We start from the raw sequence: 19,732 nt of genomic DNA, 5'->3' as shown, positions 1-19,732 counted from the left end.
AATGTCTTACTTTTTAGTTGGTTTGTTTTTTGAAATTAATCAAAGTTTCAATAGTAATTTTGCTTATTTCTGTGAAATCTAGAAAGTTGAAGTCAGCTGCATTCAAAACCGATTTATCACCGATGCCTACACTCGTCATTTGTGCTGAGTTTGCCGCTTCAATTCCAGCTTTGGAATCTTCAAAAACAATAGCTTGTTCTGGTTCTACTTTTAAAAGTCTGCATCCTTTTAGAAATACTTCTGGATTGGGTTTAGCCTTAGACACTTCATTACCATCGACTATTTCTTCAAAATAATCTTCCAAACCTACTTTGGATAAAATAGTCCTTGCATTTTTACTAGCAGAGCCCAGGGCAATAGGATAATTATTTGATTTAACGTAGTTAAGGATTTCCATGACTCCTGGTAAAATATCTTTTTCTGTCATTTGATCAACATAAGCTAAGTACTCTTCATTCTTTTCAGCCATAAGTCTTTTGAATTCCTCTTCAGAAATGGTTTTATTCCCCCACTCCAGTATTTTCTGAAGGGACCGAATTCTTGAGACGCCTTTGAGTTGTTCGTTTTCTTCTTCAGAAAAAGGAATCTCCAGAGATTCTGCCAGGTTTTTCCAGGCCAAAAAGTGAAATTTTGCTGTGTCGACGATGACACCATCAAGGTCAAATATAAATGCTTTAGTCATTGTTTTGTTTTATGTCTAGTCTTGTGTTTGTTTTTACTTTTAGAGTAAAGAGTCCAGCTGCAATCATGGCAAAACCACCAATGATTAAAGCGTAAACAGGTTGATTGTCGAATAAATTGGAAACGATGAACCCAAGAATTGTAGAAGCTACAATTTGGGGAATTACTATGAAAAAATTAAAAACTCCCATATAATACCCCATTTTGGAGGAAGGTAAAGAGCCAGAAAGCATAGCATAAGGTATAGAAAGAATAGACGCCCAGGCAATTCCAACGCCAACCATACTAAGAATAAGACCGGTTTTACTGGTAACAAAATAAATGGAAATTAAGCCTAATCCTCCAAGAGTTAATGCCAGCATATGTGTGAATTTGTTGCTGGTACGTTTTGCCAGAACAGGCAAAGCGAAGGCTACTATAGCTGCAACTCCATTGTAAACTGTGAACATAACTGTTACCCAGTCTGCAGAATCATTATAAAGCTTGGAGGTGGTGTCTCGAGTATCAAACACATGGCCTGTGACTGCTTGAGTCGTATAAATCCACATGGAGAATAGAGCAAACCATGAAAAAAACTGTACCCAAGCCAGTTGTTTCATTGTAGTGGGCATGTTCAATAAGTCTGAAACGATAATCGTAAATCCGTTTTTGATTTTCTTTTTTCTTAATTCCGAAACAATTAAAAACAAAACACCAACAACAATGAGACCTATAAATAATATGTAGAGCTCTTTGGTGAGCCCGTTTGCAAAAATCAAATAAGAAATTAAGCCACCAACTAGTATCATAATCCAGCCAGACTTTTTTTGAGTGGATATGTTACTTTGGATTTCTTGATCGGTTTTTGGTTCAATTCGAGGTGTATCTCTACTTTCTTCAAAAGCTTCCAACTCCTCCGGTGAATATTCTTTTGAAAATAGTACTGTCCACATTACAGCCAAAAAGAAAATGACACCTCCCACATAAAAGGACCATTTGACGGAGTCGGGTATTTCACCCGCTGGTGCAGTATTGGCAATTCCAATCCAATTGGTTAGTACATAGGGTAAAGCAGAACCGACTACGGCACCAATTCCAATAAAAAAGCTTTGCATAGCAAAGCCAAGTGTACGTTGCTCTTCTGGTAAATTGTCTCCCACAAAAGCTCTAAAGGGTTCCATAGAAATATTGATGGAAGCATCCATAATCCATAGCATTCCTGCTGCTATCCAAAGTTCTGGCGAATTTGGCATGAGGAATAAAGCTATGGAAGCTAAAATTGCACCTACCAAAAAGTAAGGCTTTCTTCTTCCAAGCCTTGTCCAGGTTCTATCACTGAAATAACCAACGATAGGTTGAACAACTAAACCAGTAACTGGTGCAGCTATCCAAAGTATAGGAATACTCTCTACATCAGCACCAAGGGTTTCAAAAATTCTAGAAGTGTTTGCGTTCTGAAGGGCGAATCCAAATTGGATGCCAAGAAATCCAAAACTCATGTTCCAGATTTCCCAAAAACTAAGCTTTCGCTTTTGCATATCGTTTAATTTTAAATTAAAACGATAAACTTTATATATAACAAAGCCTATCTAATGGAAGTAAAAATATAGCCTTGTTTATTGCAAATATATTTAAATTTTTATGTTTTACAATTTTGTTGTTTCTCTATCTATGATTTCCGTTTTCACAACTGTAGTTTTAAACGGCTCTTCCTCTTCATTAGTATTTTCCAATCGGTCAATAAGTAATTTAGCTGCTTCTTCGCCCATTTCGAAGCCATGTTGACTAATTGTAGTGAGAGGTGGATAAGCGTGTTTAGACAATACACCATCTGTAAAGCCAATGACTTGAAGATCATTTGGAATACTTAAACCCTTCAGTCTGGCAACTTTCATTGCAGTAATAGCGTAGAGTTCATTCACGGCAAATAAACCATCAACTTCATTTGTTTCAAAATAGTTATGAATTTGTTCTTCCAAAAATTCCAGATTATCATCAGAATTGAATTTGTCATCAATTTTAAGAATCAGATTGTGATTTACTTTTATTCCATTGGATTTTAAAGCATTAATATAGCCCTCTGTTCTTAGTCGACCAACGCTTACATAATCCTTGGTACTTATGATGCCAATGCACTTACAATTACTATTAATCAATTTCTGAACTGCTTTCTCTGAAGTCTTCACATCATCTACAATCACTTTATCGCATTCTATTTCATCAATAACTCTGTCGAACATCACAATTGGTATACCTTGATCTATTGTTTCAGACAAATGATGATAATCTTTGGCAGAAAGTGTTTCTTTAGCCACTGAAATGATAAATCCATCAATGCTTCCATTAGCCAACATCTCCAAGTTAATGACTTCTTTCTTAAAGGACTCGTTGGAAAGCCCTACGATAACATTGTAACCCTTATCATTCGCGTAATGTTCTATTCCTGAAATTACTGTGGTAAAAAAATGGTGGACAATTTCCGGAATAATCACTCCAAGTGTTTTGGTCTTTTTGTTTTTTAAGCTCAAGGCAATATTATTGGGCCTGTAATTGTATAATTTAGCAAAAGCTTTTACTTTATTTTTGGTTTCTTCACCAATTTCTTTACTGTCTCTTAAGGCTTTAGATACTGTAGAAACAGAAACATCCAACTCTTTGGCAATGACTTTAAGTGTAGGTTTTTGTTTCATTAATGAGTTATTTTCAATTCAAGTAGAAAAATAAGTATAAAATCACTAAAAAACGGCACTTTTTCTTAAAATTTAAAAAGTTATCAACACGAAAACGATGTAGCTAAGCTGTAGTTAAGGTTGTTGAAATATGTTTATATAACTTTAACATCGGAAGTAAAAATATAACTCATTAATAACACAAAACAAGAATCTATGCGAACAATTAAACTTTTAGGTCTGTTGCTAATGCTTTTGCCTATAAGTATTTTTGCCCAATCCACAGTAAGTGGAACTGTAGTTGATAACAACGGTATGCCTATACCTGGAGTCAACATAGCAGTAAAAAATACGACAAAAGGAACAACGACTGATTTTGACGGGAATTACTCAATCGTTTTAGAAAACGGTGAGGCTTTGTCTTTTTCCTACGTGGGATACAGAACTCAAGAAATTGTGTTTGATGGTAGCGAAACTTCCATAGACGTATCAATGGTAGAAGACGCAGAAGCACTAAGCGAAGTGGTTGTGGTTGGTTATGGCGACCAAACCGTAAAATCCATTTCTGGGTCGGTCGCTTCCGTTACTGAAAAAGATTTCAACAAAGGAAATATTGTCACTTCGGAAAGTCTGATTCAAGGTCGAGTTCCAGGTCTGTCTGTTACCAAAGGTGGTGGTCCTGGGTCTGGTTCTGAGATTAGAATTCGTGGAGGCTCTTCTTTCAATGCCAATAACTCTCCTTTGATTGTCTTGGATGGTTTGCCATTGGATAATGATACAGCAGATGGCACCCGCTCTATACTCTCCAGTATAAACCCGAATGACATTGAATCCTTTTCAGTCTTAAAAGATGCTTCTGCAGCTGCTATTTATGGTATTCGTGGATCTAATGGAGTCATCATTATCAATACCAAAAAAGGAAGAGGTAAGCTGAATGTTACACTTGACGTGCAACAAAACGTAACAACTATAGACAATACTATAGATGTATTGAACGCATCACAATTTAGAAATCTGGTTAGAGATAATTTTCCAGATCGTCTTGATGATCTTGGCAATGCAGATACCAATTGGCAAGATGAAATTTATAGAGATGCTAAATCGACTGATATCAACTTAAGCGCTCGTGGTGCTTTGTTTGGAGAAATCCCTGCACGTTTATCGCTTAACCGTTCAGATCAACAGGGGTTGAGAAGGACATCTAAATTTGATAGGACAACAGCTTCTGTATCTTTAAATCCTAGGCTATTTGACGATCATCTCAAAATTGGGGTAAACGCAAATTATAGTAATGAAGATAACAGATTTGCAGATGGTGTAGAAGGAAATGCAATCACTTTTGACCCTACTCAACCTGTGAGAACTCCTGGATCCCCATACGGTGGTTTTTTTGAATTTCAAGACAATGATGGTTCAGCATCTTCTAATGTACCCAGAAACCCAGTTGCCCAGCTTTTACAAACTACCAATGTGAGTAATGCCGATAGGTTTTTTGGAAACATTAATTTAGACTATAAATTTCATTTCTTACCAGAACTTAAATTAGTTACCAATCTTGGATATGATAGAACAGATAGTGAAGGATCTTTTACAAGGCCAAGAGAAAGTGCACTTGGTGTAAATGCTGAGGAGGGCGAGTTTATAGGAAACGAATCAAGATTTACTAACGCACGAACCAATACATCTGCAGACTCTTATTTTGTTTACGAAAATAATTTTGGAGATTTTGGTCTTAAAGCTACAGCTGGATATTCTTATCAAAAAATTGAATCTCAAAGCTTTACTACAAATGAATTATTGGATCCAAACGCTGCTGATCCTGTCACTGTTGTAGATGATGATTTAGTTTTGATAGGATACTTTGGTAGAGCTAATTTTAGCTTTAAAGAAAAATACTTTATCAATGGATCTTTAAGACGTGATGGCGTCTCTAGATTTAATCCAGATAATAGATTCGAATACTTTCCATCGGTTTCTGGTGCATGGCAAATTAGTGAAGAAGATTTCTTAAAAGACAATTCAGTCATCAACAGCTTGAAAGTAAGAGCAGGATGGGGAAAACTAGGACAACAAGATATTTCAGCTGGATCAGATTATTTAAGACGTTATCGAGCTGGTTTATCCAATCAACGCTATAGATTCGGTAATCCTATAGTTCCTTTTCAACCCCTTTACACCAATCCTGGTTTAAGTTGGGAGATTCTCACCGAAATCAATTTAGGTGTTGATTTTGCCTTTTTCAACGATAGATTATCAGGCTCTGTAGATGTATTTGAAAGAACTGCAGATGATCTATTATCTGATGTCCCTGTACCGGATGGCGCTAATTTTTCTAATCAAGGTTTTCAAAACATCGGTCAATTTGAATCAAGAGGTGTTGAGGTTAACCTGGATTATAATGTAATAAGAAATGATGAGTTAAATTGGAATGTAAACTACAACTTCACTGCCATCGACAGGGAGATAACAAGACTTGCCTTTGGTCAAGACATCTTCGTTACTGGAATATCTGGAGGTACTGGAAACACCATTCAAGTACAAAGAGAAGGTGCATGGCCTAATTCCTTTTTTACGTATGCACAATTATATGATAGTGCAGGCCAACCTATAGAAGGAGCATATGCAGATTTAAACGGAGATGGAACTATAGATGACAGAGACAGATATGTTTCTGGAAATGGTCAAGCCGACATGTTAATGGGCTTTCAGTCTAACTTAACTTATAAGGATTTTGATTTCAATTTCAATCTAAGAGCTAGTTTTGGAAATGATGTGTATAATAATGTTAACTCCTCCAGAGCTCAAACAGGAAATCTAGACTTAGTTGCACCTAACAATTTACCAACTCAAGTCTTAGAAACAGGTTTTGCAAGAACTCCAGATGTAATTTTATCAGATTTCTACGTAGAAGATGCCTCTTTCTTAAGGATGGATAACATCACCTTAGGTTATACTTTAAGAGGATTCGAAAGAGAAACTACCAGTCTCCGCTTTTGGATGGGATTACAAAATGCTTTTGTAATCACTGATTATTCAGGTGTAGATCCAGAACTGGATAGTTTTGGTGTAGATAACACTATTTATCCAAGAGGTAGAACTTATTTGCTTGGCGTTAATTATAACTTTTAATTAGACAACTTATGAAACTAAAACATTATATACTATTCACATTCATCGGAGCGATGTTTATATTCACATCATGTGAATCCGACTTAGATATTGAGTTACGTGATCAAAATATCACATTAGCAGATGAAATTTTTGTTTCTGAAGATGCTTATAAGCAAGCTTTAGCAGGAATCTACGCCAATTTATCACTTTCTTCTCTTACAGATCCAGGTGGTACTAATATTGGCGGACTTGATGCAGGGACTGGTCAATATATAAGAGGAATGTTCAATTTACAGACCCTCTCTACAGATGAAGCGATTTTCACTTTTGAAAACGATCCAGGCATAAGAGGTGTTCAACGAAACTCAGCCTCTCCTGAAAACGTATTGTTAAGAGGTGTTTACTCTAGAGCTATGTTTTCTGTGGCTTTGTCTAATGAGTTTTTAAGACAATCTACCGAAGAAATTCTTCAGACCAGAGGTATAACCAGTAATGAGATAACAACTTTTAGAGCTGAGGCCAAAGCTTTAAAAGCCTTATCATATTATCACTTAATGGATATGTTTGGTAAAGCCCCTTTTTACGACGAAACAATGGAGCCTGGTTTTACCCAGGGTGAAGAACTATCCAGAGAGGAGTTATTTGATTTAGTTGAAAGCTTACTCATAGAAGCAAGAGAAGACCTGCCTGCAGGAAATACTGGAGAATATGCAAGAGTTAATCAGGGTGTTGTAGATATGATCCTGGCCAAAATTTATCTAAATGCAGAAGTCTATACTGGAACTCCCAGATATGCAGAAGCTCTTTCAAAATGTGAAGATGTGATCAATGCCGGCTATAGTTTGGTTGATGAATATCAATTCAATTTTCTTGCGGATAATGATACCAATGGTGCTCAAAATGAAATCATCTTTCCAATTTCAAATGATGGGCAAACCACTCAAAATTTTGGAGGCACTACTATTTTAATTCAAGGACAAGTTGGAGCTCAAGAGGAAAACGGAGAAAGTCTAGGTGTAAATCCAGGTGGATTCGGAGGTTTATTTAGGTTAAGACCTGAATTTTCGGATAAGTTTTTATCAAATTCATTATTTGAGGATGACTCTCGAAATACTTTGATTACCGAAAATAGACCTTCAGAATTGGATATTACAGATCCAAATACAGGATATGTCATTACCAAATATTCCAATAGAACTTCTACTGGTGGATTTGGATCAGACAGAACCTTTACGGATACAGACTTCCCAATGTTTAGATTGGCAGATGCTTACCTAATGTATGCGGAAGCCCATCTTAGAGGTGGCGGTGGAGATGCTGGAACAGCTTTAGGGTATGTTAACGCATTAAGAGAGAGAGCATTTGGAGATAATTCTGGTAATATTTCATCAGGACAACTAGACCTCAATTTTATTATAGACGAACGAGCACGAGAATTGTACTGGGAAAATCATAGAAGACAAGACTTAATCAGGTTTGGTTTATATACCGGAAACCAGTATATATGGTCTTTCAAAGGTGGACCGAGAGCAGGTACTTCTATTGATGGCTTTAGAGCTCTATATCCCATTCCTGCTGCTAGTTTAGCAACAAATCAAAATTTAACTCAAAACTCAGGTTATTAATATTAAATACTATAAATTATGAACAAGAACATTTTAAAACTAATGATGGTGTTTTTTGCAATTTTTGCATTCAATGCTTGTAGTGATGATGATGAAATAGAATTCACTGCACAAACACCCCCGGATCAAATTTCGTTTACCAACGATTTTTTGAGCGAATATTTATTGAGTAGTCAGATAGCACAAAACAATGCAGAGCGATTTACATGGGAATCTCCAGATTTTGGAGTTCCAACCCCTATCACTTATCAACTTGAAGGATCTATTGATTTTGAATTCACTGAACCTGTAGGTTTAGCTGAAACCTCAAATCAGCAGGCTTCTGTATCTGTTGGTCAACTATTAAACCTAGCAGAAGCAGCCGGTTTGGACAATGATGAAGAAACTGAAAATCCAGACTCAGGAGATTTATTCTTTAGAGTAAGAGCTCTTATTGGTTCTGAAAATGCTGAAAATTCACCTGAGACCATTTCAGAAATAACAACATTGACAGTTACACTTATTGCTGCTGGTGGAGAAGAGCCTGTTATACCATTAATGTCTGTTCCTGGTGAACATCAAGACAATCAATATGACCCCCCTTCTGCTCCGTTAGTTGCGGCTTCAGATGTTGGAAACGTAGATTATGAAGGGTTCATGTATTTAGAAGGTAATTTCAAATTTGTAGAACCTGATGCGGATGGAGTGTTTAGTTACGATAACACAGACTACGGTATGGGTGAAGAAGAAGGCACACTTGAAGTAAGTGGTCCTGATATTGTTGCTGAAGCTGGTTATTATTTAGTTCGAGCTAATACTGACGCTTTGACTTATAATCTTACTGAAACAAACTGGGGAATTATTGGCGCTGCTACACCTAATGGCTGGGATGAAAGTACTCCTATGACATATAATGCTGAAACCAAAAAATTTGAAATCGAAATCACACTTACAGCTGATGCCTTCAAATTTAGAGCAAATGATTCCTGGGACATAAATTTAGGAGGTGATCCTAATAACTTAAACTTTGGCGGAGATGACCTTATTAATGAAAATGGAGGAACTTATCTTGTTGAATTAGATTTGAGTAATCCTCGAATGTATTCTTACACACTGACAGAAATTTAATTTATAAAACATAAGGCTATCTCTAAGGGATAGCCTTTTTTATACCTTATTATCATGAAAAAAATTTTACTTATTGCAATTTTTTTGGTGTCCATAGCATCAGTTGCACAACAACAAAACGGAGTTTTTACAGTTTCTCCGCCAACATTTGATCAGGATGAGGAAATAACCATCACCGTCTCTGGCATAGATACAGATTTATGGGGAGTTGATGATGTCTATTTCTGGGCCTGGTATCAAAACACATCTGGTCAAGAGTTTGATTCACCTACCAACGGTGAATGGACTAACTCCAATGAAACACAAAAAATGACAGACAACGGCGATGGTACTTTTTCCTTCACCTTTACTCCTACCGAACTTTACAATTCAACCGATATTGTTGAATTAGGTATGTTGGCAAAGGCCAAAGACGGTACAGGCGATAAAAAAACACAGGATAATCGAATTCCTGTAGGAAGTTTTCAAGTTACATTAGACAGTCCAGCGAATATAACAACCCTACTCGATTCTGGCGATGTATTGCCTATACAAGCTACAGCAAGCCTTAATGCCGACTTCGAGTTATCTCAAAATGGCAGTGTAGTCGATACGCAGAATGGTATCACTTCGTACTCAAATGATCTAACAATTACAGAAGATTCTAATTTTGTACTTACAGCTACAGAACCAAATTCTGGTGAAATCTTCGAATTTCAATTTAATGCAGTGTTAACTCCAGATGTGACTATCGCTCCAGTTCCTGCTGGTGCTAAAAATGGCATCAATTACGATAGTAGTAATCCAAATGAAATCACCCTAGTTCTATTTGCACCTGAAAAAGAATTCGTTCATCTTATTGGTAACTTCAATGCTAATAACTGGACCATAGACAATACCTATTTGATGAATTTTGACGATACTACCAATCAGCATTGGATCACTCTGAATAATTTCAGTGTACTAGATAATAATTTTCTATTTCAATACAGTATTGAAGCTGATATTGTCGTAGCTGACCCCTATTCAGAAGTGGTTTTAGATCCTTCAAATGATCAATTTATCGACGAAAATACCTTTGCCAACATTCCAAATTACCCACAAGGGCAAACTACTGAATTGGTCTCCTGGGTAAAAACCAATGAAGCTGAATATGACTGGCAGGTCGAAAACTTTAACAGACCGGCCCAGGATGATTTAGTGATTTATGAGCTTCTTATCAGAGATTTTGATGAAAATCATAGCTTCCAGGCGGTAATTGATAGGCTGGATTATCTGGAAGACTTAGGCATCAATGCTATAGAATTGATGCCCGTCAATGAATTTGACGGTAACATCAGCTGGGGGTACAACCCAGCCCTACATATGGCTTTAGATAAATACTACGGTTCACCAGATGATTTTAAAGCTTTTGTAGATGCCTGTCACCAAAGAGGGATTGCTGTAATTTTAGATGTGGTGTTCAATCATGCTACAGGTCAGCACCCTTATTACAGAATGTACAATGATTGTGGAGGATGCTATGAAGGACAAGCCACTGCAAATAATCCTTTGTTTAATGTCAATGATGCAAACACAGAGTTTCAGTTTTTCAATGACATCAATCACGAATCCCAGGCTACAAAAGAGTATATGGATCAAATCAATAGGTTTTGGATTGAAGAATATAAAATTGATGGGTATAGATTTGACTTTACCAAAGGGTTCACCAATACAGTAGGAGATGGTAGTGGTTATGACCAATCTAGGATTGATATTTTAAACCGAATGTACGATGAGATCAGAAGTTATGATGAAGATGCTTACGTTATTCTTGAGCACTTTGCCCCTGATTCTGAGGAGGAAGTACTGATCAACCACAGAGCTACAGGAAATGCAAATGAACCTGGCATGTTAGTCTGGGGAAACGTGAATTACAACTACAATGAAGCAACAATGGGTTACGAAGAATCAAATTTCAATAGGGTTTCTGCTCAATCCAGAGGCTGGAGTACAGAGTCTGTTGTCGGCTATATGGAGAGCCACGATGAAGAACGCTTGATGTATAAAAATAATGAGTTTGGTAACCGTAATAGTTCTTACGATGTAAGGGAACTCGAGACTGGCTTAGATCGATTAGAATTAGCCGGTGCGTTTTACTTTACGATTCCAGGTCCAAAAATGATCTGGCAGTTTGGAGAATTGGGCTATGAGTTCAGTATCAATTACTGTGAAGATGGCTCCATTGATGATGATTGTAGAACAGGACCTAAGCCAATTCGCTGGGATTACCTTAACGATACCAACCGAACAGATGTATATGACTTCTGGTCCAAATTGATTGCATTAAAGTTAAACGAACCCATTTTTAAAACGGATAACTACACCTTAGAACTGGATGATAACACAGCAAATTATGAAGATTTTGAAGGTGCTGTAAAGAAAATTTACCTGGTAGATGATAATGCTACAGGAAGTGATCCTCAATACCTTATCATCGTCGGAAACTTTGGAGGAATGCCAACAACTACTCAGCCATTTTTTCAGGAAACAGGAACCTGGTATGATGTGGTCACAGAGACAACACTAGAAGTTACAGATACCAACATGAACGTGACTTTAGCTCCAGGAGAATTCAAAATGTATTTTGATAATCAACCCTCTTTAAACACAGAAGAAGTTTCCACATTAAATTATAGCATCTATCCAAATCCTGCACAATCTTACTTCTCTATTTCCAATGAAGTGGATGCCGTTCAGTTATTTGACGTGAATGGAAGGTTACTCAAAGAATATCATGGAGGATTTGACGCTAATCATCGTTTTGAGACAGATAACCTCAACTCAGGTTTATATTTTGTAAGATATACCAATCAAAACCAATCTCAAACCCAAAAGTTGATGATCAAGTAGATTTATTTGAATTAGTTAAGCAAAAGACCTCGAGCAAAAACTCGAGGTCTTTTATTTTAATTACATAATAAGAACACCCTTCTTAATCCTGCCTTTGCCAAGAAATGCAGGCAGGCTACCTCTAGGGAGGAAACTATAGCCACTATCTCCTTGAGGGGATGATAGGTGTTTTTTTATAGTCCAATAGTCGTGAGTCAAATAGTTTTGTCTCAAACTGTCCTTAAATTACACAATAATCGAAAGTATTAAATACTTCCCAAACCCATCCCCTTGAGGGGATAATAGGGGTGTTTTTTATAGTCAAATAGTCTTGGGTTTTAATTCTAATCGTCCTTTTTAAATCAACCAAAAAACCCCAAGCCAAAGCCCGGGGTTTTCTATTATAGTCATCATTTTACGCTTACTTCACCACAGGAAGCACTAATATTGGTGACTGAGTGATTTTCGGTAGTTTCAAACCGTTCACCTGATTTCGATACGATTCTTCTTTGAAGAATCACTCAATCATCGGTAAACTTTCCTTGACCGAAAATTGTATCGAAGTCAAAATTTACTTCACTACAGGAAGCACTAGTTTGGAGTCGCCATAAATCGTGTGGGTATGGGTTTCAAAATCCTCTTCTGTTGCTTCAAAGATGTTGTCTACGTACTTCTGTGGATTCCTGTCGATATAAGGAAACATGGTGCTTTGCACCTGGATCTGCAACTTGTGACCTTTCTTAAAGGTGTGATTTACATCTTGTAATGCAAATTCAACGCTGGTCTTTTCATTGGGAACAAAAGGCTTTGGATCAGAAAAACTTTCTCGGTAACGTCCTCTGAAGACTTCACTCCTCACCATCATATGGTAGTTGCTCATTTTCAAATGATCCTGCATTTCTTCAGAATCTTCAGCATCTGCAGGATACACATCAATGATTTTGACAATCCAGTCGGCAGCGGTACCTGTAGTCGCCACTTTCAAAGCCGCCAAAACTTCTCCAGATAACTTTAGGTCATCTTCCAAAACTTCGGTTTCATACACCATGACATCAGGTCGTCGAGCTGCAAAACGCTGATCGTCGGTCATGAATTTTCTTGGCGTAAAGGTCACTTTGATGTCCTCGGTAAAAGGAACGGGCTTGGTGATGTCGCTTACAAATTTGTTTTCGAAACTCGCATCCGCTTCCATGCTTAAACTTTGGTTGTCACCTAGGAAAAAGTCAGTTGCTGTTGCATTTTCTGGCGGCCACATCTCATACTCATCCCATTCCATAGCACCAGTATCGTAAACAGTAGCTTCAGCAGCATCAAATTCACCTTCACCTTTTAAAAAGTGATTAAAGAATTTAGTTTCATAATTCACCTGAAAGTTTTCAGACAAATCATCTCCAAAATACACATTGCCTACTGCCTGTCTTTCTTTCAGCCTCGCCCAGTCACCGTGACTCCAAGGACCAAACACCATAGCGTTAAAGTTATCGCTATTATTTTCGAGACTTTTATAAATTTCAAACGGCCCATAAAGGTCTTCTGCATCAAACAATCCACCAACAGTTAACACAGCAGGCTTCACGTCTTTCATGTGTTGTACCAGTCCGCGTTCCTGCCAGAATTCGTCGTAATCTGGATGTTCTTTTAGCTGTTGCCAAAACACATTGTCTTCACCGTAATACTTATCCAAATTTTTCAACGGACCAATATCCAGAAAGAACTGATACGCGTCTTGCGTACCAATATCTGGCACTTGATACCAAGCCTCGGTAGTAGGGCCTTCTTTATCGTAACCAAAGACTGCGGTTGCAATCCAGTAGCTCAACAAGTATGCGCCATTGTGATGAAAGTCATCAAAGTAAAAATCACCAATTGGAGCCTGTGGCGAAGCCGCTTTCAAAGCAGGGTGCCCCGATAAAACAGACATAGCCGCATAGTGACCAGGATAAGAAATTCCCCAGGTCCCTACATTGCCGTTGTTGTTTTTCACATTCTTGACCAACCAGTCCACTGTATCGTATGTATCAGTCGCCTCATCGGTTTGTTTGCGTTTCTTTTTTGGAATAAATCCACGCATATTATCATAAGTCCCTTCACTCATCCAGCGCCCGCGTACATCTTGGTACACGATAATGTTCCCCTGCTCCATCAAAAATTTGTTGGGACCAATCTGCCCGCGAAATTTGTCTTCGCCGTAAGGTCTGGAACTATAAGGCGTCCGTTGCATAATGATGGGGTAAGTTTTTGATGTATCTTTAGGCGAATAGATTGTGGTGTGTAACTTCACTCCATCCCTCATTTTGATATTTACTTCCTTTTTGTCATAATTGGCTTTAACGTCATACTGAGCCATCACAGAAGAAACTGCGCACAGCATAAATAAGAGCAAACCAAACTTTAAATGTCTCATATAGTTATTTTAATTTTAGTTTTAGACCTAAAAATACAGCTAAAGTTTAAAACCCCAAGGACATTCTGGAACTGACTTTTTTATGCTGAATCTGTTTTCGTTGGTTTAAAAGCTTTACAATACATTGATTGATGCACTATAATAGCTTAGACATCCAGTTTTATAAGATGATACACTGAAGGGTTTAAGGCATTGCTATAAAAAATCAATTTAAACTACAACCAAAATACCAACGAAATAAGATCCAAGTACCAATTCTTTATATCGTTCAAATTAACCTCATCAGAATCTTAAGTAACTTCTCTAGGTTAAAATAACACCTATTCTTATCAATTAATTCATGCTTTCAGAAAAATAAACCTTTTACATTTGCCCAAAACTTAATTATGAAAAAGGAGATACTTCCTTTAACGCTTGGCGGTTTATCCATTGGCACAACAGAATTTGTTATCATGGGTATTTTGCCAAACATCGCAGAGTATTTCGATATCTCCATTTCATCTGCTGGGCAGTTCATATCGCTTTATGCACTGGGTGTAGTCGTTGGTGCACCACTCATTATATTTGTGTCGGGAAGATTGGCACCAAAGAAAATCTTATTGCTGTTAATGCTTATGTTTACAGTATTCAATGGATTGAGTATCCTGAGTCCTAGTGTAGAACTTTTAAGTGTATCTAGATTTCTCTCCGGTCTTCCTCATGGTGCTTTTTTTGGAGTGGGTTCTATTGTAGCAAGGCGTCTTGCAGAAGAAGGAAAGGAAGCTAAAAATATCTCTCTTATGTTTCTCGGACTCACCATCGCCAATGTGGTTATGGTTCCTCTGGGCACCTATTTTGGACAGGCTTTTTCTTGGCAATTGACTATGGGATTAGTCACTTCTATAGGCTTTCTAACCTTGATTTCTATTTACTACTGGTTACCAGACTTACCTATCAAAAACAAAATAAACATCAGAGAAGAAATCTCTTTTTTCAAGACCAAAGAAGCCTGGTTAATCACGCTTATGACCGCTCTTGGAACAGGTGGTTGTTTCGCTTGGCTTAGTTATATCGCTCCCACAATGACGGAAGTTGCTGGCTTTCAAGAAAGCAGTGTCACCTATATCATGATTTTGGTGGGTGTAGGAATGGTAGTAGGTAATTTGCTAGGTGGAATTTTGGCAGATAAGATATCACCAGTAAAGTCGTGTATATTGTTATTCTTGCTCATAGCTATTAATCTGGTATTATTTTCATTTTTAGCGCACATCCCCTCGGTTGCCTTATTGCTATGCTTTTTGAATGGTGCAAGTTTCCTTGCATTGGCATCTCCAGTGCAATTACTCATGATGAGAACAGCAGGCAAATCAGAAATGATAGGCTCTGGAGTTACCCAAGCCTCTTTCAATACTGGGAATTCATTAGGGGCTTATTTAGGTGGACTGGTGTTGTTTTTCGGTTTTGGCTACAGATATCCAGCACTCATGGGGTCGGTGTTGGCATTGGTTGGCTTTCTATTAGCCTTTATTATTTACAGAGTTGGTGATGTAGAATCAAGTAGATCCACTAAAAAAAATAAATTGGCATAATCAAGAACTAGCAAAGGTTGTTGTAGCAAAATCGATTATGTGAAGTATATTTATAAGTCTATGGCTCAACTAGGCTAGGGTAACCTAGTTGGCTAGAACTTGGCTGTAAAAATTCAATCCTAAAATTCATTAATCTAGTTGATACATGATGCCAAATACAGGAAAATCTATAAAGTTCCTTAACGGATTGCTCACTCCAAATCCATTTCTATTTTCAAAGTTGAAATCGTCTGAATAGTAATACATAAGGTTAGGTAAACGTAAATACAACCACATATTTGGTTTTACTTTTAGATTTAAACCCAAATCTGTATAAGCATGAACGTAAGAATTGGAGGCATTTTGATTGGAATCGATAAAATTTTGATTTATTCCTATCTCACTAAACACAGAAAAAATGGATGTTATGTGTAAATAATGCCTCAAATAAGGCCCAATTTCAAAATGAGTGAATCTATTGGTTGTTCCAGTAGCCTGGTTATCAAAACTTAAATATCCAAACCCTGCTGAAACCCCGGCAAAAAGGTTGGGGGTAAGACTGTAGTTAACCCCCAAAAGTAACTGTGCTTTTATGGCATTTTCAAACGTAGCTTCTTGCTCCAAAGTCAATGAATTATCTACTATCGCCAAATCTGCCCAAGAATAGGACAAACCGGTTTGGGCTTCTAGCAACCATTGATTAGACTCCACTACCCCTTGTCGTTGTGCTTGTGATGTGGTGATACTCATCAACAAAACAAGGAAAGCCCAAATAAATAAGCGTGGGGTTAAAAATTGCTTAGAAGATTGATTTAGTTCCAAATTTTAGGTGTTAAGTTAAGTCTCTATTTATAGTACTAAGTTGATTTAAATGTACGATTTGTAGAAAGAAATGAATTAAAAGTAGTCTACGAAATAAACAAATTTCATTACTAAAAAACTAAAAAGATTATGCGTCGGTAGATAGTATGTCAATAATTAAGATCAGAGCTACCTCTTTTTTTGGTCATTATGAAGGAGTACTTTCGGCGACTGAAAAATCTACTGAAATCAATAGACGAATTGTGGAAAAGCTGTTATTAAAACAGAGTCAAATTTAGCATAAAATTCACTACTAATTACATACCCCATCAGAATCCAAAAAATGAAAATACAGATTAATATGCTCTTAAATGCTCAGACCTCACTTAGACCCCACAGTACCAAATGCATTGGGGACTGTGGGGTCTTTTGAATCTCATAACCTAACTAATATAATTCCAAATCGTTTGGTCCTTAAACATTGCTCTGTAAGTCACATTAATCATTTTGTGCTCTTCCATCTGAAAGTTGGGATCGGTCTTGATGACATGGTGTGCATAGCTCCTGGCGGTTTTTAAAATCTGGTTGTCTTTCACCAAATCAGCGATTTTTAAATCTAAAATACCACTTTGCTGTGTCCCCATCAGGTTGCCGGGACCACGTAATTTCAAATCCACCTCAGCAATCTGAAAGCCATCATTGGTAGCCGTCATGGTTTCCATGCGCGTTTTACCATCGGAGCTTAATTTCTTGCCCGTGATCAGCACGCAATAGCTTTGCTCCGCCCCTCGCCCGACTCGACCTCTTAACTGGTGAAGCTGAGATAAGCCAAATCGCTCGGCACTTTCGATGATCATCAAACTTGCATTAGGCACATTCACGCCAACTTCTATAACCGTTGTCGCCACCATGATTTGAGTTTTACCTTTTACAAAACGCTCCATCTCATAGGCTTTGTCTTGAGGTTTCATCTTACCGTGAACTATAGATACCTGATATTTGGGTTTAGGAAACTCTCGCTCAATACTGGCATAACCGTCCATCAGATCTTTATAATCAAAATTGGCCGACTCTTCTATCAACGGATAGACAATATACACCTGACGCCCTTTATCAATTTCATCTTTGATGAATTTAAAAACCTTTAATCGGTTGTTATCATAGCGATGAACCGTTTTAATTGACTTTCTTCCAGGTGGCAATTCGTCGATCACCGACACATCCAAATCGCCGTAGAGACTCATGGCCAACGTTCTGGGGATAGGCGTAGCCGTCATCACCAGAACATGTGGCGGAAGCGAATTTTTCTTCCATAACTTGGCCCGTTGTGCTACTCCAAAACGATGCTGCTCATCAATCACTGCCAGACCCAAATTTTTAAACTGAACTGTGTCTTCTATCAACGCATGCGTTCCTATCAAAATATGCAATTCGCCACTCTGAAGTCGCTCATGAAGAACCTTACGGTCTTTCTTTTTAGTAGAACCTGTGAGCAATTCAACTTCTACACCTATAGGTTCACAAAGTTCAGATAGGCCTTCATAGTGCTGAGTCGCTAGAATTTCAGTTGGTGCCATCAAACAGGCCTGAAACCCGTTATCGATCGCCATCAACATCGTCATTAGCGCTACAATGGTTTTCCCAGAGCCTACATCCCCTTGCAACAATCGGTTCATTTGAGCATTGCTACCTAAATCTTTTCGGATTTCTTTTAGCACTCGCTTTTGGGCATTGGTCAGTTGAAAAGGCAAAACATTTTTGTAGAACGAATTGAAATAGTCTCCAACTTGCTCAAAAGTAAAACCTTTAATTTTGACTTTGTGAATCGCATTTTTCCTAAGGAGTTGCAATTGAATATAATAAAACTCCTCAAATTTTAATCTAAACTGAGCTTTGGACAACAATTCCGCCGACTGTGGAAAATGTACATTGCGCATGGCTTCCGTTTTGGAAAGCAGTTTCAAATCGGACATCACGTTATTAGGCAGCGTTTCCTGAAAGGTTTTGGATTGTTCCAGCAACCCAAACACTAAAGTGCTGATCACCCGATTGGATATGCCTCGCTTGCTTAACTTTTCAGTAGAAGGATATACAGGCTGAAGTTTAATTTGAGCTTTGGTTTTGGCCTTTTCCAACTCCTCAATCTCAGGGTGTGGCATGGAAAAACTCCCGTTGAAATAATTCAGTTTTCCAAAAATCACATAAGGCGTATTAATTTTCAAGTTTTCCAGAATCCATTTATGACCTCGAAACCAGACCAATTCCATAGCGCCTGTCTCATCTTCAAATTCGGCCACCAACCGCTTTCCCCTTTTCATAGGAACCGTTCGCACATTAGTAATTTTACCAAGGATTTGAACCTCAGCTGAAGTGTCCTGAAGTTCAGCTATTTTATAGAATCTGGACTTGTCGATATACCGAAAAGGGAAAAATTGAAGCAGGTCCTGAAACCTATGGATATTCAACTCCGTTTTAAGCAAATCAGCCCGGCCCGGACCGACGCCCTTAAGGTATTCTATAGGAGTTTGTAAGGTTTTCACATCCATAAAACGAAAATACTATATTTCGTGTAAACTCAGTTTTTTTTGATGTCATTCAGAAGGAGACCAAAGTCGACTGATGAATCTCAATAGACGAAAACGCTAACGAATTCCATGATAAAAAGATTCCCTGCCTTTGTCAAGGAAACGCAGGCAGTTTCCTCGAAGCAGAAAAAACTTCTCTGTCGGAATGACAAACATCACTGTCATTCTGAAGGAGACTTCAGTCGACTGATGAATCTCAACTGTCGAAAAGCATTAAGAAATTCAACATAAAAAGATTCCTCGTCGTTTCACTTCCCTCGGAATGACACTCTGCATTATCATAATGCCTGCCTTAGGCTTGGATTAACATAAAAAAAGCTGCTCATTTTGAGCAGCTTTTTTATTAATCGAAATATTCACTCGAGAGCATTAC

General features: G+C 37.7%; 11 protein-coding genes. 5 read left to right on the top strand and 6 right to left on the bottom strand.

Translation table 11 applies throughout. The annotated features are described in order from the left end of the window. Positions 1 to 13: 13 nt before the first annotated feature. The 3 genes from pgmB to LB454_RS13610 all read right to left on the bottom strand — a co-directional run bounded on the left by pgmB (position 14) and on the right by LB454_RS13610 (position 3,350). Positions 14 to 682, bottom strand: a complete 669-nt coding sequence (gene pgmB / locus LB454_RS13620; RefSeq protein ID WP_224465231.1) for a beta-phosphoglucomutase — start codon at positions 680 to 682, stop codon at positions 14 to 16. Further along, positions 675 to 2,198: an MFS transporter gene (locus tag LB454_RS13615; protein WP_224465230.1), complete on the bottom strand. Its 1,524-nt coding sequence runs from the start codon at positions 2,196 to 2,198 to the stop codon at positions 675 to 677. Before LB454_RS13615 ends, pgmB begins: the two co-directional genes overlap by 8 nt. A gap of 108 nt (positions 2,199 to 2,306) precedes the next feature. Beyond that, positions 2,307 to 3,350, bottom strand: a complete 1,044-nt coding sequence (locus tag LB454_RS13610; RefSeq protein WP_224465229.1) for a LacI family DNA-binding transcriptional regulator — start codon at positions 3,348 to 3,350, stop codon at positions 2,307 to 2,309. Between the two features lie 195 nt (positions 3,351 to 3,545). Between LB454_RS13610 and LB454_RS13605 the strand changes: the two genes are divergently transcribed. The 4 genes from LB454_RS13605 to LB454_RS13590 are packed head-to-tail and all read left to right on the top strand — an operon-like array spanning position 3,546 to position 12,043. Further along, entirely contained in the window at positions 3,546 to 6,458 is a 2,913-nt protein-coding gene (locus LB454_RS13605; RefSeq protein WP_224465228.1) for a SusC/RagA family TonB-linked outer membrane protein, read from the top strand. A gap of 11 nt (positions 6,459 to 6,469) precedes the next feature. Then, complete coding sequence (locus tag LB454_RS13600) at positions 6,470 to 8,065, top strand: RagB/SusD family nutrient uptake outer membrane protein (RefSeq protein ID WP_224465227.1); 1,596 nt, start codon at positions 6,470 to 6,472, stop codon at positions 8,063 to 8,065. 18 nt (positions 8,066 to 8,083) lie between these two features. Further along, positions 8,084 to 9,172, top strand: a complete 1,089-nt coding sequence (locus LB454_RS13595) for a SusE domain-containing protein (protein ID WP_224465226.1) — start codon at positions 8,084 to 8,086, stop codon at positions 9,170 to 9,172. 54 nt (positions 9,173 to 9,226) lie between these two features. Further along, entirely contained in the window at positions 9,227 to 12,043 is a 2,817-nt protein-coding gene (locus LB454_RS13590) for an alpha-amylase family glycosyl hydrolase (protein ID WP_224465225.1), read from the top strand. Positions 12,044 to 12,593: 550 nt separating this feature from the next. Here the strand turns inward: LB454_RS13590 and LB454_RS13585 are convergent. Beyond that, positions 12,594 to 14,426 (bottom strand): CocE/NonD family hydrolase, encoded by a 1,833-nt coding sequence (locus LB454_RS13585; protein WP_224465224.1) that lies wholly within the window; start codon positions 14,424 to 14,426, stop codon positions 12,594 to 12,596. 386 nt (positions 14,427 to 14,812) lie between these two features. Between LB454_RS13585 and LB454_RS13580 the strand changes: the two genes are divergently transcribed. Next, positions 14,813 to 15,994 (top strand): MFS transporter, encoded by a 1,182-nt coding sequence (locus LB454_RS13580; RefSeq protein ID WP_224465223.1) that lies wholly within the window; start codon positions 14,813 to 14,815, stop codon positions 15,992 to 15,994. A gap of 129 nt (positions 15,995 to 16,123) precedes the next feature. On the opposite strand, the gene LB454_RS13575 is transcribed toward LB454_RS13580, so the two are convergent. Both LB454_RS13575 and recG read right to left on the bottom strand, forming a co-directional pair. Next, positions 16,124 to 16,795, bottom strand: coding sequence for an autotransporter outer membrane beta-barrel domain-containing protein (locus LB454_RS13575; protein ID WP_224465222.1), 672 nt, complete (start codon positions 16,793 to 16,795; stop codon positions 16,124 to 16,126). A 422-nt stretch (positions 16,796 to 17,217) separates the two neighbouring features. Beyond that, complete coding sequence (gene recG, locus LB454_RS13570) at positions 17,218 to 19,320, bottom strand: ATP-dependent DNA helicase RecG (RefSeq protein WP_224465221.1); 2,103 nt, start codon at positions 19,318 to 19,320, stop codon at positions 17,218 to 17,220. Positions 19,321 to 19,732: the final 412 nt, after the last annotated feature.

Origin of the sequence: Psychroflexus montanilacus, from assembly GCF_020164535.1 — a bacterium.
Classification (GTDB): Bacteria; Bacteroidota; Bacteroidia; order Flavobacteriales; family Flavobacteriaceae; genus Psychroflexus; species Psychroflexus montanilacus.
This window is presented reverse-complemented; position numbering and strand designations above follow the sequence as displayed.